This is a genomic window from Pseudomonas sp. 05N36, from assembly GCF_056397385.1.
Genome location: NZ_JBFTNH010000008.1, coordinates 77,508 through 90,934 on the forward strand (window position 1 = coordinate 77,508; position 13,427 = coordinate 90,934).

At 57.0% G+C, this 13,427-nt stretch carries 12 protein-coding genes and 2 pseudogenes; 10 read left to right on the forward strand and 4 right to left on the reverse strand.

The features are described 5' to 3' along the window. Positions 1-26: 26 nt before the first annotated feature. From AC1DIH_RS12960 to AC1DIH_RS12970, 3 genes are all read right to left on the reverse strand, one after another. A complete protein-coding gene (locus tag AC1DIH_RS12960) occupies positions 27-3,047 on the reverse strand; it encodes an EAL domain-containing protein (protein WP_477771959.1) in 3,021 nt (1,006 codons plus the stop codon). After that, positions 3,035-4,054 (reverse strand): substrate-binding domain-containing protein, encoded by a 1,020-nt coding sequence (locus AC1DIH_RS12965; RefSeq protein ID WP_477772039.1) that lies wholly within the window; start codon positions 4,052-4,054, stop codon positions 3,035-3,037. Before AC1DIH_RS12965 ends, AC1DIH_RS12960 begins: the two co-directional genes overlap by 13 nt. 518 nt (positions 4,055-4,572) lie before the next feature. Then, positions 4,573-5,250 carry an SOS response-associated peptidase family protein gene (locus AC1DIH_RS12970; RefSeq protein WP_477771960.1) on the reverse strand — a complete coding sequence of 226 codons (678 nt, stop codon included), beginning with the start codon at positions 5,248-5,250 and terminating at the stop codon, positions 4,573-4,575. A 480-nt stretch (positions 5,251-5,730) separates the two neighbouring features. Here AC1DIH_RS12970 and makC (AC1DIH_RS12975) point away from each other — a divergent pair, with 480 nt between their 5' ends. From makC (AC1DIH_RS12975) to AC1DIH_RS13005, 7 genes are all read left to right on the forward strand, one after another. Next, on the forward strand, positions 5,731-6,123 hold the full coding sequence (makC, locus tag AC1DIH_RS12975) for an alpha-pore-forming tripartite toxin MakABE regulator (protein ID WP_477771961.1): 393 nt from the start codon (positions 5,731-5,733) through the stop codon (positions 6,121-6,123). Positions 6,124-6,160: 37 nt separating this feature from the next. Then, positions 6,161-6,559, forward strand: coding sequence for an alpha-pore-forming tripartite toxin MakABE regulator (gene makC / locus AC1DIH_RS12980; protein ID WP_477771962.1), 399 nt, complete (start codon positions 6,161-6,163; stop codon positions 6,557-6,559). Beyond that, positions 6,559-7,647, forward strand: a complete 1,089-nt coding sequence (makB, locus tag AC1DIH_RS12985) for an alpha-pore-forming cytotoxin subunit MakB (RefSeq protein WP_477771963.1) — start codon at positions 6,559-6,561, stop codon at positions 7,645-7,647. Before makC (AC1DIH_RS12980) ends, makB begins: the two co-directional genes overlap by 1 nt. 11 nt (positions 7,648-7,658) lie before the next feature. Then, on the forward strand, positions 7,659-8,762 hold the full coding sequence (makA, locus tag AC1DIH_RS12990; protein WP_477771964.1) for an alpha-pore-forming cytotoxin MakA: 1,104 nt from the start codon (positions 7,659-7,661) through the stop codon (positions 8,760-8,762). A 58-nt stretch (positions 8,763-8,820) separates the two neighbouring features. Beyond that, a complete protein-coding gene (makE, locus tag AC1DIH_RS12995; RefSeq protein ID WP_477771965.1) occupies positions 8,821-9,882 on the forward strand; it encodes an alpha-pore-forming cytotoxin subunit MakE in 1,062 nt (353 codons plus the stop codon). Between the two features lie 426 nt (positions 9,883-10,308). Further along, positions 10,309-10,626 (forward strand): hypothetical protein, encoded by a 318-nt coding sequence (locus tag AC1DIH_RS13000; protein WP_477771966.1) that lies wholly within the window; start codon positions 10,309-10,311, stop codon positions 10,624-10,626. A 100-nt stretch (positions 10,627-10,726) separates the two neighbouring features. Continuing rightward, entirely contained in the window at positions 10,727-10,948 is a 222-nt protein-coding gene (locus AC1DIH_RS13005) for a hypothetical protein (RefSeq protein WP_477771967.1), read from the forward strand. A gap of 27 nt (positions 10,949-10,975) precedes the next feature. On the opposite strand, the pseudogene AC1DIH_RS13010 reads toward AC1DIH_RS13005, so the two are convergent. After that, positions 10,976-11,533: pseudogene (locus tag AC1DIH_RS13010) on the reverse strand (nucleoid-associated protein); the annotation flags it as partial. A 95-nt stretch (positions 11,534-11,628) separates the two neighbouring features. Between AC1DIH_RS13010 and AC1DIH_RS13015 the strand changes: the two are divergent. The 3 genes and pseudogenes from AC1DIH_RS13015 to AC1DIH_RS13025 form a co-directional block, all read left to right on the forward strand. Further along, positions 11,629-11,805: pseudogene (locus AC1DIH_RS13015) on the forward strand (lysis protein); the annotation flags it as partial. A 495-nt stretch (positions 11,806-12,300) separates the two neighbouring features. Further along, a complete protein-coding gene (locus AC1DIH_RS13020) occupies positions 12,301-12,753 on the forward strand; it encodes a hypothetical protein (protein WP_477771968.1) in 453 nt (150 codons plus the stop codon). Between the two features lie 98 nt (positions 12,754-12,851). Then, entirely contained in the window at positions 12,852-13,427 is a 576-nt protein-coding gene (locus AC1DIH_RS13025) for a hypothetical protein (RefSeq protein WP_477771969.1), read from the forward strand.

Consider the following 13,427-nt stretch of genomic DNA (forward strand, 5'->3'; position numbering starts at 1 on the left):
TTCCCACGCTACCGTACGCTAAGTCATTAATGCCCGGGCATTGGACTGCTTGGGCGTTTTACATCGTGCTTTCGCCTTACCGAGTCAGGGCTCGCAATGCGGCTCGGTTGAGGCAACCGGGACGTACGCAGTAACAGGCTGATTTCCTCTGCGCTGACCGCTCTGCTGAAAAAGTGGCCCTGAATTTCATCGCAGCCGTTTTCACGCAGGAAGGTTTGCTGCTCTTCGGTTTCGACACCTTCGGCAATGACCTTGAGGTTCAGTGTGTGCCCCAGCGAAATCACCGCGGTGGCGATGGCTTTGTCGTTCTCGTTGTCAGGCAGATCGTGTACGAAAGACTGGTCGATCTTGAGTCTCGCGATCGGGAAGCTTTTCAATGCTGCAAGGCTGGAGTAGCCGGTGCCGAAGTCGTCGATCGAGAGACTGATCCCCATTGATTGCAGTTCTTTCATTTTGCTGATGGCTTGCTGAAGGTCTTGCATGATCAGACTTTCGGTCAGCTCCAGCTCAAGGTACATCGGGTCCAGTCCGGTTTCTTTCAAGGCATGCCTTATCCGGTCGATCAGGTCCCTTTCGATGAACTGGCGTGCTGAAATATTCACCGACATGGTGATCGGCGGCCAGCCCGCATCCTGCCAGTCCTTGTTCTGTCTGCACGCGGTATGAATCACCCAGTCGCCGATGGGGACGATCAACCCGGTATCTTCAGCCTGCGGAATGAATTTGATTGGAGACACCATGCCGAGCTCGGGGTGCTGCCAGCGGATCAGTGCCTCTACGCCGATAATCCGACCTGACTGCAAATCCACCTGAGGTTGGTACAGCAACAGGAACTCGTCATGGTTGAGTGCGTTTCGAAGCCCGTCTTGCATGGCAAGCTTGCCCTGAACTTTGTTATTCATCTCGCTCGTATAGAACTGGTAACTGTTGCGCCCCAACTCCTTGGCCCGATACATGGCGGCGTCCGCGTTGCTGAGCAACGTGTCGGTATCGCTGCCGTCGGCAGGGTAGGTGGCCAACCCCATGCTGCAGGTGACGTGGAGTGTATGTCCGCTGAGCTGAATTGGCCGCAGGATGGCTTCCTGGATTTTGTGCAGTGCTGGAGTCACGCCGTCGAGGTCTGAGGGCTGGTCGAACAGGATGATCACAAACTCGTCGCCACCCAGTCGCACGACGGTGTCGGTGCGGCGTACACACTCCAGCATGCGCTGGGCGACGGTTTTCAGCAGTTCGTCTCCCGCACTGTGCCCAAGGCTGTCATTCACCAGTTTGAATTTGTCCAGATCGAGAAACGCCACGGTTACCTGGCGGTTGTAGCGCTGGGCATAAAGTATTGCCTGCTTGAGACGGTCTTCGAGCAGTGTGCGATTCGGCAGTCCGGTCAGTGCGTCATGGTCGCCCATGTAGCGAATGCGCTTTTCGGTCAGTTGGCGTTCTATCGCAATGCCGGCAAGCGGTGTCGCCATGTCGATCAGCCGTGTCTCGCTCGAGCTAGGGCTACGTACGGTGTTGGAATACAAGGCAAACGTCCCCAATACCTTTCGCTCATGGGACAGAATCGGCGTCGACCAGCAGGCGCGAAATCCATAGGGCGTAGCGGCTGAACGGTAGTCCTCCCACAGCGGATCCAGCTCGATATCCGTGACGATGACCGGTTCTCGTCGATACACCGCGGTGCCGCATGAACCGACGTTCGGACCGATCGCAATCCCGTCAATGAGCTGGTTATAGGCTTTTGGCAAACTGGGTGCAGCCCCATGCAACAGGTGCTTGCCATCCTCATCCAGCACCAGGATGGACACCCTCATCCCCTCCAGTTGGGACTCGACCAGGTGAGCCAGGCTGTCGAGGACTTCTGCAAGCTCGGTGCTCCTGGCGATCAGTTCCAGGACACGACCTTGTCCGGCACGGATGACGGCTTCTTGCTCCAATCGGCTGTTTTGTACGGCGAGCCGCTCTGTGGCAATACTCAATTGGACCGTTCTTTTTTCCAGCTGAAGTCGGTCTTCGAGGAATTGATTCACCGCGCGAGCCATGTTGCCGATCTCGTCTTTCCCATGTTCGGCCATCATCAAATGTGTTCTGTCAGTGTGTTCCTGACGCAATTGCCGGCTTATTTCATTCAGGCGCACGAGCACATGACGGCCCATGAAGACCCGGGTCACAAACCAGGCGAACACCAGGCTGGCGCCCAACATGATCAGCACCCATTGCTGGCTACGATTTGAGGCCTCGACCAGGCGTTGCACGGCTTTGCGATAGTCTTCTGTGTAAGCACTGGATTGCGCACGGGCCACCGCGACCAGAACCCCGGCCTCATTCTTCAGCTCCTCATTGAACCGCTGTATGACGTTGTGCTGATTGATGAGTCTCAGGCGCAGGGAGAAGAGATCGGGCGTCTCCACATCGGTGTCGGGTAACTTGCCTGCGGTACGTGACAGGCGCTCATATCGGACCCGCAGGCGTTGCACGGCATCACTGTCAACAGCCTGCGGCAGATCAAAAAGTAACACCGCCAGTTCCAGGCTGGCCGGGGTCTTGGTCGCGGTTAACCGGGTGGTGTGATCCTCCAGGGTCTGCTCGAAGGTGACCTCGGTTTGCAGCAGGCTTTCTCGCAGCTGCGCAACGATGTTGGCGGTATTGCGAAACATCTGACTCGACTGATACATGTCGAGTATCGCCACGCCACTGTTCGCTGCAGTCAGCTGCTGCACCAACTGATCAAGGGCTTCAAGCTGTTCGACGGTCGCTGCATAGCTTGTACGCAGGGAGTCGGGGGAGCGGGTTGTCAGAAGCTGATCGGTCTGGCGTTCGATCAGCAAGGTGCGCTGCAGCATGTCTTGCCCATTTTGCATGCGGACCAGTCGTTCATCCGTCAGCTGGCGAGTGGCGCTGTTTGACGTGCGCAACGCGTAGACCGCCGTTGCACCACCCGCCAGGATCAGTAGCGCCAGCGTCAGAAACGCCAGTGTGAACTGTGCGCGTAGCGATTGCGGCAATAGCCGGTGTCCGAGCCGGGAAGTAACGTCCAATGTCAGGGATTCCATTGGTGGCGATAGATTTCTCGATATTTATTGTCAGGGTCGTACTGGAATTTCTTCCCGCCGTCGAAGGCGATATTGTCGGCATTGACCAGGTGAATCGGCGCTACGAAGCCGCTCACCGGCTGGCCTGAAAACAGCCGGTTCAATTCATCCATCACTTGCCAGCCATGCAGGTTGAGCGGCTCGGCAACGGTGACGGTCTGGTAGGTTTTTGCCTGTATGCGCAAGAAAGCCGAAGCGCTGCCATCACCGGCAGATAACAGACTGATGCCGTCACTCGGTATTGCGGCGTTGGTCAATGAGGCAATCGAGTAGTCGAAATAGATATCGTTGATGGCCAGCGTGTGGGTCCAGCGCTTGCCATAGCGTTGAAGCAGTTCCTTGGTGATCGCCGGCATCTTCTCGCCACTATCGGAGATCGCGACATCGCGCACTTCCAGCAACGTACATTCCCGACAGGCCCGAATGACGTTTTCCATGGCCTTGGCTTTCGCCATGGCGATGCTGTACTTGGAGTCGGTCAGGATGACCACGCCGGCGTGTCCGTTTGACTGTGCCACTGCCGCCATGGCTGTGAGGCGAGCCACTTCGAGCGGGTCGGTCGTGACATTCATGGCCACCGGCGTGCCGTCAATCGGCCCGGGGTGTGCGCCAGCGTGCCAGCCCACCACCGGCACATCCCTGTTGGCGAAGAGGGTCAGCGCCGCATTGTTCTCAAGGGCATCGGAGCCGCACAAAATCAGGCCGTCGGGTTTCGCTGCCAGGGCATCGGAAAAGGCCTTTGCGCGCCCGGCCGATGATCCCGCGCCGTCGAATATCTCCAGCGTCCAGCCCATCGCCTTGGCTGCCTCGCGAGCGCCCTGCGCGACACCGAGAATTCCTCCGTTACGCAAATCTTCTGCGACAAGGGCGATGCTCTTGCCCTTCAGGGCTTGCGGGCCGGATTCAGGGCCGCTCCAGCGAACGGCTTCGAGGGTGGCCCTGGAAACGATTTCCTGCGCTTGAATCACCGTAACCGTGGCGTTCTCGACACCCGCTGCAGTTGGCAGGTTCTGCCCGTATCCGGGAGTTACCGTGAAAAGACAGCAAGCCGCAATTGAAGCTATCCAGAGTAACCAGGGCCTGATCAGACAGGTTCGATCACCGCCTGTGATGTCGGGTCTGGAGCCGATGGCGCGATCATGGTTTGGCATGGCGTCCCTTTTTGCCAGGAGTGCAGCGTTCACTATCCGAAAGGATAGTCGGTTCTGCTGTCATCAGATCTTTTGTGGGTAAAGTCCGTGAGCTTTAGTCCTGAACATTCAGGAAATGGGGCAGGGTGCCATGGCACAAAACAAGGGATGAAAGCCAATTGCATCGTTGACCACTGAGTGGTTTACAAAACTTCGACTTTGCATGAACACCAGGCCAAGAACAGGCACCTGCACAGACGGTGTGAACGCCCGGCAATCTGCTTGCCAATCGTACGGTGCCAAGCCGGGGAGTGATGCCTGCGTGAATTTCAGGGTTCAGCGGGACAAATAGCATTTCAAATCGGTTTGATCAGGCTCGCGCCTTGGTTGCGCACATTGCCAATGGCTGCGCCGACTCTGAACCATTCGAAGGCCTCGGACGGCTCTCCCTGTTGAATCATCATATGCTCGGCGCGCTCCTTGGGTGTGGTCGGGTCGAGCCATTCCCGTGCCACCTCGGGCACCAGTGTTACCGGGCGTTGATCGTGGATGTCCACCATGCCACCTGCCGAATCGGCAGTGATGATCACGAAGCCGTCATACTCGCTAGGCGCGTGTTCGCCGGTCGTAAACTGGCCGATAGCAGCGCACAGGATCGGTGAGCCGTCCCGATGCCGGATCAAATAGGGCTGCTTCTTCGGCCCGCCCTCATCGACCCACTCAAACCAGTTGTTGATGGGGGTGATGGCTCGGTGTGGCCAGATCGCCCGGTAGAATGGGCTATGCGCTACCTTTTCGACTCTGCCGTTCGGTTTCGCTGGCTGATCGGTTGCCCAATGCGGTCGCCAACACCACCTGACCAGGTCGGCGTGCAGCGTGTCGCCCTCCTGGCGAAAGAGCGCGACCCTTGTTGTCGGGGCGACGTTGTACTGCTCGAGCGGCTGGTCGCCAACGGTGTTGACCAGAGCATTGGGCATGCTCAGCGCCGCCACGAAGTCGTGGATGCCCTTGTATTGGGAAAGTCGTCCGCACATGGCTGAACCCTCAAGCTCAACCCTGAGTTTAGACGATCGTTTTCGGGCGCTCTATGAGGTCGTCCAACATACCGGAGTGCAGGTTTAGATAGGAAAAGCGCACCAGGTGCACCCAAGCCCCGGCTAGCCCAAGGTAGCTGCGCAGATGCTCACCGCGACCCCCGAGTCAGCCCGTGCCCATGTGGCGGCGGGGCCATCGTTCGAGGGACGGCTGTGAAGACGCCTCCTACTCGATTGCGATTTTTACTTTAAGCCAGGCAGGCCATGCTCTCGCCAGCCTTTAATCAAAAGGGTTGAACAGCGCAGCGCTGCATCCATTCGCCGGTCGCTACGCCTGAAATTTCACAGGGTCATAGCAATTTAACATTATCGGTTTGCGGCAAGCTGATCTCGGGTCTAGTCTCCCAGCCGATGGCATCGACCCTGTCGCCTTGTACGGCGTCTGCCATCAGGAAAGCGGTAGTGGGAGGGATCCTTGGAATGAGCTCTATATCAGCGCTGATCGTTATAGATACCGATGGTGCACTGGCTAGCGGGTCCGCAATGGACAACGCCTATCTGGTCGACACCAAGGGTTACCTCGGATCATGGGGCGAGGGGACTTCCACGCTCAACACCGTCTGTCAGGACGGACAAGTGGTGATCTGGAGCATCACCGCCATTAACCCCAGTGCCGAGGTGGCAATCACCGGTTTTTCGGGCGACATGGTGTCTAGTGGCATCTGTAGACCGAGCACAAACGGGCCTCAAGGCGATCAATTCTGGTCCGGCCAGGTGCAGTCCAGACAGCAGTTCGCTTCCTTCGCTTACACCGTGACCCTGTCGGTCGGCGGCAAATCCATGTCTTTGAACTCAAATCTGAAAATTGCCTGACGCCGAACCTCGGTGCGCGGCTACCTTGGAGAAAGTAATGACTTTAAAAACCATCGATGTACTGATCGTCGTCGACGTGGAAGCTGCGCTCGCCGGAAACCTGCAAGATAACGTCTACCTTGTCGACACCAACAAATATGTTGGTTCCGGCAATGAGGGTCAGGTTGAGCTCAAGACTGCATGCMAGGACGGGCAACTGATCACTTGGAGCGTGGTGCCGGTTTCACCGTCCAGCGACGTCAGCATCACCCGGTTCACCGGCCAGATGATTACAGACAAGGTGTGTGTGCCGAACCCGTACAAAAACCCGAACGGTGTTTACTGGGAAGGGCGCGTCGAGGCTCAGGGAACCAGCAGCCAGCAGCAGTATTCGGTGGTGCTGACCATGGACGGAACTTCCAAAACCTTCGACCCCTTCCTTGTGATTACTGCCTGATGCTCAGTCCTACTGTCAACTTCGCGAAGACGTTACTGGTTGCGGCACTGAACGAGGTCGTGAGCATCGACAACTATTGTGCCACGACCCGTACCATCTTCATCGGGAAGCTCACGGAGGATCCTGACTGGCTCGCTTCCGTGCGAAACCGGGTGGCGATGTTGGCGGCTGCGGGTGGTGGCTGGATCATGGCGAAACCTTCGATCTGGGCGCCGATTCTGGATCAGTTCGCTACCTATAATGCGACGCTTGCTTCGATCGCCAGCCTGCAAAAGAACGGCCGGCTCGTCACTGTGTCGCAGTGGGTGCAGGTGCTTGGTCAAGTGCTGATACCGCAACTGCAGGCCGCAGCGGTGGCAACTGATGCGGCCGGGGTTGCGTTGAAAGAGCAGCTCGATACTTTCTCGGACATCCAGCCGCTCCTTGAGGCGAGTATTGATCAGGGATGGGAGTCTCTGGCCGCGGAAGAGCAGCAGATGGTGAAGATCGCGGCCGAACTCGCCCGACTTGAAGACTTGGTCGGATCGCTCGGGGACGCTATCACGAGCGGATCGATCAGCGACGGCAAAGGCGTCGTCTCCACGTCCGTGAGCATCGTCTACGATGTCGCGGTCGACGGCGCCGAAGGCGTTCCGTTTCTTTCCTTCTTGACGTCTGCGATCACGATCGGGCGGTTCTTCGCCGACCTTGTCGAAGGCTCCGCAGAAGTCCAGGCGACCTTGCAGAAGATCGCCGAGCTTCAAATCGAAGCGAGCCAGGCCGCTCAGGCCGCCGCAGCGACCAAGTCGGTCCTGCAGCTTCTTTACAACCTGCAACTTTCCTTCAAGTCGATAAACGATGTAGTGCCGCAGCTCTCGCAAATGTGGCGCGACCAGACACAAGGTGTGCAGCAGGCAATCGATGCGCTGAACGATGGCGCTGACCCAGCCGGTTATTTCGATCTGCTGACACTTTCTACCGCCGCTGCGAACTGGCAGACAATCGCCGGTTTCGCCGCATCCCTGACGACGTTCAAGACAGCTACAGGGAGGCCCGTGGTACTCAATCCCCAACAAGCACGGGCCCGATCTGTATCAGCGGTTCACTAAGGAGAGTAAAAATGTCTGACCCAACCCCGCAGCCGGCACTTCAGTCCAAGACCCAGAAGGGATTCCTGTCGCTCATCCTGATCACTCAGGCATGTCATGGCGTCCTTGACACAACCTTCACTGCTCCCGATCCGAAGCCGTCGTGGTACGACGCCCTCAGCACTCACCTCGACGACGCCAAAACTGTGGCCCGCGATTGGGTCGACAATATCGCGCCCTCGGTGACAGCGAGTGTTCCAAAGGCTGTGCTCGACTATGGCACGACGTACCAGGCTCTTACGGCCGAGATAGTGAGCATTTGTCAGGCCAATCCGAATGCGTCGGGGGCGGACAACCAGTATGTCAAGCAGGTTCAACAGCTGATTGGCGGCCTGTTGGACCAGATAACGGAAATCCTGGCCACCGTCGATACAACCAGTACTCAATTGAAGGCCTGGGGAGACCGGTTGCAGACGGCGCACGACAATCTGTCGAGCGGCGCCAGCAGTATCCAGAACGCCGAGGTCGCGCTTCAAAGCGATATCGATGCGATGAACACGGCAATCCAGAACCTCAACGATACGATCACTCAACTGAACAAGTACATGATGGATGCGCAGATCGCCGTCGGCGTCGGCATCTTTCTGGGCGTTGTCGCGCTCGCGCTGGCTCCTGTTTCCGGTGGCGCGAGCCTCGTGGTAGGCGCTGTTGCCGTAGCCGGGATTGTCGGCGGTGCGGTCGAGTGGTCGAAGTTTCAGAGTGAGATCAACTCTGACTTCCAACAGATTGCGGCAGACCAGGTGGAAAAATCCTCCGATCAGGCACAGATTGTGGCGCTCCAGGGGCTTGCGACATCGGCAAATCAGGCGGTCGGCAACATGGTGCAGGCAGAGAGCTCACTTTCTGACTTCCGTACGAGCTGGGCCGGGTTCCACGACGATTTGCAGGGCGTTATTAACGATCTGAACAAAGCCGACAAAGCACTCAGCACGTTGCTCGAAATGGCGTTCACGAATGCGGCGGCGAACGAGTGGCAGCTCGCCATCGATTTCGCCACGACACTGCAGGGCACCCAGATCAACATACCCACCGCCCAGATGAACATGGACGGCACGATCACCTCTCAGGCCGCGTGATCGAACAGGTGCTGCGCGGCAATGTGCCGCGCAGCACTCATTCATTAAGGAGTTATTGATGCCATTAAGTGCCAAGACTGCGGATGCGCAGATCGACGGGGCGATGTCAGCCGTCGTGCTCCTCAATGCTTCGTGCCAGGCTGTCGTCGAGGCCCAGATCGAAGGTGTCAGCTCCAGTTGGTATCCGCAACTCGACGCCGAACTCGGCGCGGCAGAGGACCTTGTCCTCGACTGGCGGCAAAGCGGTGTCCTCTACTTCAGTTCGCAAGTGCTCCAGACGATCCAGCAGGCCGGCAATGCCTTTACTGCCGGTGCACCGCAGATCCAGGCCCTCTTGGCTGCGCTGATAAAAAGCCCTTCCGACAGCGCCCAGGCTCAGCTCGTCAGCGCACTACAAGCGTTGCAGCCGCCGATCCAGTCGATTGTCTCGCAAAGCGGTGATTATCTGACGAAGCTGAAGGCCTTCGAAGTCAACATGCAGACCCCCCATCAGAACATGCAAGCGACCATCGGCGCAGTGCAGGCTGAGGAGCAACGACTGCAGGCCCAGATCACCAGCATCAACGCACAGATCGCTTCCCTGAACACGCAGATCCAGGCGGACCGCGATGCGATATCCAAGGCAGAGTCGAAACGGACCAGTGGCATTATCGAGACGATTTTCGGCGTCCTGCTCACACCCTTCACGGGAGGCGCGTCACTGATCCTGGCGGGCATTGGCGTGGCGTCGATCGCCGAGGCACAAACGCTGATCTCCTCGATGCAAACGCAGATCAGTGGCTATCAGCAGACAATAGCGGGTGACCAGACTGAACTCAGCACCGATGATCGGGTGATTGTCACCTTGAACGGCCTCACGTTATCCACGGGCATGGTGCTCGGTGACATGAACCGCATAGCCATCGCGCTCGACTCGCTCCGTACCGGGTGGACGGCGTTCGCGGGAGAACTCCTGGACACCATCAGCAAGCTCCAGAAGTCTGCTTCAGCGTCCGAGGCGATACTCGCCGAAGCCTGGTATAACGCCGCCTGCGACGAATGGACCGTGATCGTCGAACACGTTGGCGACCTGATCGGCGCCAGTACCAATACCAGCAGCACCAGGGTACGAATACCCTGAAAGGTTGGAGTGCCCACATCAAACGCCACTCAGTTGGATGACCACCGAATCGGGTAATAGGCGCTCAGGTTGAGATGCAGGGAGGGGGCCTCACCTTCGCTGTTCATGGCCAGTTAATCCTTTGGGCCGGTGTAGCGTATGGCCTTCGAGCTATAGCAGTTGTCTTGCAGGTCTTCGTAAGCCTTGTACTTAACTTGGCTACGAGTGGCTGCCCAGACTGTCTTCACCCAGTGGCGGGCGTCGCCGACGTAATGTTCAACATTGAACCAATCTTCAGTCACAACGATTTCTGGTCGCGACATGTTGGCAAAGCGTGCCGAGCCTTCAGTAGGCGCCACCCTCCAAGATCGGATGCGGTGGCGAGATGTGAGTTTGTGGGCTATTGGTTGATGACCCGGCATAAGCCATGAAGACGGGGAGCTACTAATGAAAACGCTGATAGTTGATCACTCTTGGACCAAGATCATCGAGCGAGATGAGTCCGCCAAGGTCGTGCTGGTGGCAAAGATTAAGCAGATCGAAGAAATCGAAGCTGCCATTCGAGCGGTTGAAGGTGAAGAGGCAGCCCGCAATGCTCTAAATGATGGCTTGATAAAGCATGCATTGGCGCGCTGCCTGGAGAACTTGCAGGGATCTGCATCCGTAACGGAGCAGGACTTCTGGATCTGTTACGAGTTTGCGACAACCGCTGCGAAGAATGCTGAGCGAATCATTGACGAAGAGCTTTCGCACGTAGGGTCGTAATCGTAGGCGCCGCCCTCCGTGACGAAAGGCTGTGGCGTGATTCGGGGTTGTGGGCTATTTGTTGAGGATTCGGCATGCCGCCGAATCAAGGAGGCCGCTGATGAAAAGCAAGCCTACGATCAAGGAAATTGCTGACGCCACAGGACTTACAGAGAACGAAGTGGGGGCCTACTTTGCCGACTCGGAGCTAAGGCCGGATGGCACGTGGCTCATCTACTTTGACCCCCGCATATTTGATGACCCTCTAATTTCAGAACGCCTGCGCGATGACCTGAAAGGATTCTTTACTTACGTGATGTCATTTAAGTCTGCTTCGAAATAGGCGAGGGTGGGTCAGACTGAAGCACGCTTGAGCTGAGCTGATGGACAGGCCTTCGGCGCGGCCGGTGAAGCGGCGGAATGTGTTGAGGGTCTTTTTGTCTGGCGGGATCGAAGCCGATAGGCCGTAGTCCTTGCCCTGGATGAACTCGGCGAAGTTCCTCGGTCGGCCCTCGTCGAGCAGTCCCGACAACTCGTCGAAAGTGACCGGCTCACCCAGCTTCGCCTGAGCCATTGCATAGCTGACCAAGGTGTTGGTCTTCTCGCGGGCCGATTCCTCGTTGGACTCTTCCATGAGCTTTTGCAGGTGCTCGACGGCGATATTGCTGAACTCCATGAAGTCTTCGGTGCCGGCCAGGTAGCTGCTGAGCCAGCCACTGAATGGGTGGGCGCCGGATTCCGCATGGAAGAAACGCCAGCCTTTGCCGGGCTTGGCGTTGTAGCTTTCGTTGAGCTGTTGCATCAGTTCTTCGCGGGCCTGGCTTTCGACCCGCTCGCCCGCTTCGACACACCAGAGAACGGCATCCGGGCCCTGGGTAAAACGCTGCTGACCTAACAGCGCAATGATGCAGGGCTTCGTGAAAGCCATCTCCACCACGAGAACGCCGGCCTTGCCTATCCGAGTGCAGTGCTGGTGGAAGGCGTACGCAGGGCTTTGCTGTGAATGCCGCGGCGTGGAAGCTGGCCGGTGGTTGCGCAGTGCCAGCCGCTACCGGCGCCGGCGGCGTGGTTCATGGAGGAACGCGCGCCCGACTTGCCCCGGCGCATGCCCAACGAATGATCGGCATTACCGGCGACGGCGACCGGGGATTGATTGCTCTGGCTGCGTGCCAGGCGCATGTGAGGGGGGTATCACACTGAGGCTTAATGACCTGGCGATGGTCGGTTGCTAGCCCGCGCCGCGCTTGCTTGGTTTTGGAGGCGCGCCAGGACACTCATCGGCCCATCGCGTAACCGTCATGTCGTTGAATTGCTCCCCGATAGTGTCTACGCGCAGGCAAACGCCGCTCTTTGAGTAGAACAAGATGCAACGCGAGCTATCAAAAGAGCAGACATCGACCTCGTAGAACTTGTGTGCAGTCAGCTCACGCTCCACGCCACTATATTCATAGCCATTGGCATGCATTCGCGTCGGCTTCCATCCTTGTTTGACGAGCTTGGACCTGGCCGCGACCAAGGGCTCACCGACCGCGATGCCTGCCGGCCCGCGCCTGTCGTCTGTCGCCTGCGAGCCATCCGCAAACGCTGCGCTGGTGCCAATGCAATAGAGGGCGATGAACGTGAGGATATACCTCCAAGAGGCTGGTGATAGCCTAATTGTGAAATAAACGGACATTTTGAAAGGGAGCCCAAGGCTTGAAACTTCGAACAACCTGGCTGGAAAGAATTTCTGTCTTCCTTTCATCGGTTCTGTTTCTAGGAGGGGCTATTGGTGGTTATTTCAACGATTCGTTGTGGCTCAATCGATGCGGGTCTTTGATCATCGTCGTAGCTGTAGTGGTGGCCGCAATAAAGCTAAAAGACATTCTCGGTCAACAAATACAAAGATTCGTTGAGAAAAATGAGCCCGCTCAGCTTGCCCTGCTATACGAAGCCTACGAAAAATTCTGGGGCGGTAAAATCCCTGAAGATTTCAAAGCAAACTTAACGCGTGATGTTAGGGCGAAAACTGAATCAACCTTCTCCGCATACATCGAAAAACGCGTAGATCGAGTTAAGCGCGTTGAAATTTCCCTTCTGGTACTCGGCACTTTGACCAACGGCTTTGGTGATTTGCTGGTCAATTACTTGAGGGCTGCAATGGCCTAGTCGCCGCAGAAGCACTCACAAGCCTCGCCGGCTGGCGTGATTCGTTGAAGTGGGGTATTTGTGTTTGGCCCGGCATGGAGCCGGTACCAGGAGGCTTAATGGGTGGTGAAGTGATTTTGTCCTGGATGGATAGCCATCCAGGATTGGCGTCATGGGTTCAAGCGATTGGATCGCTCGCGGCCTTACTTGTAGTGATAGGTGTTGCGTGGTGGCAAGGGCACCAATCTCGAAAGCTATTTCGAGATCAGGTTAACCACCAGGCGGAAGAAGCCAGACTTCAACGAGTTGCGTCGCTTAGAGCCACAGCTGAGGTAGCTGAAATTGTCGCTAAACGCGTTATTGAGGCAGCCAGGAAGATGCCAGATATCCTCATGGAGGGGAGTGCGTCTCGCCATAGGGATGCTCTTGAGGCAGCAGCGCTTTGGATTGCAAGGTTGCCTATTTATGAACTCCCTGGAGCTTTGGTCGCCAGAGACGTGCAGAACATTGCCCTTTCCGCAAATCGAATGCTCAAAGTTCTAGATAAAATATCCATTGAAGGGCATCAGTCTGCTGAAAACCACAAATCTTTGTGCGGGCTTAGCGTTGCCGCCGAAAAGGCTTTAGTGGGCTTAACTTCTTTTGCGGATGAATATAATGGCGGAGTCGAAGTAATCAGGACTGCTGATCTTTAA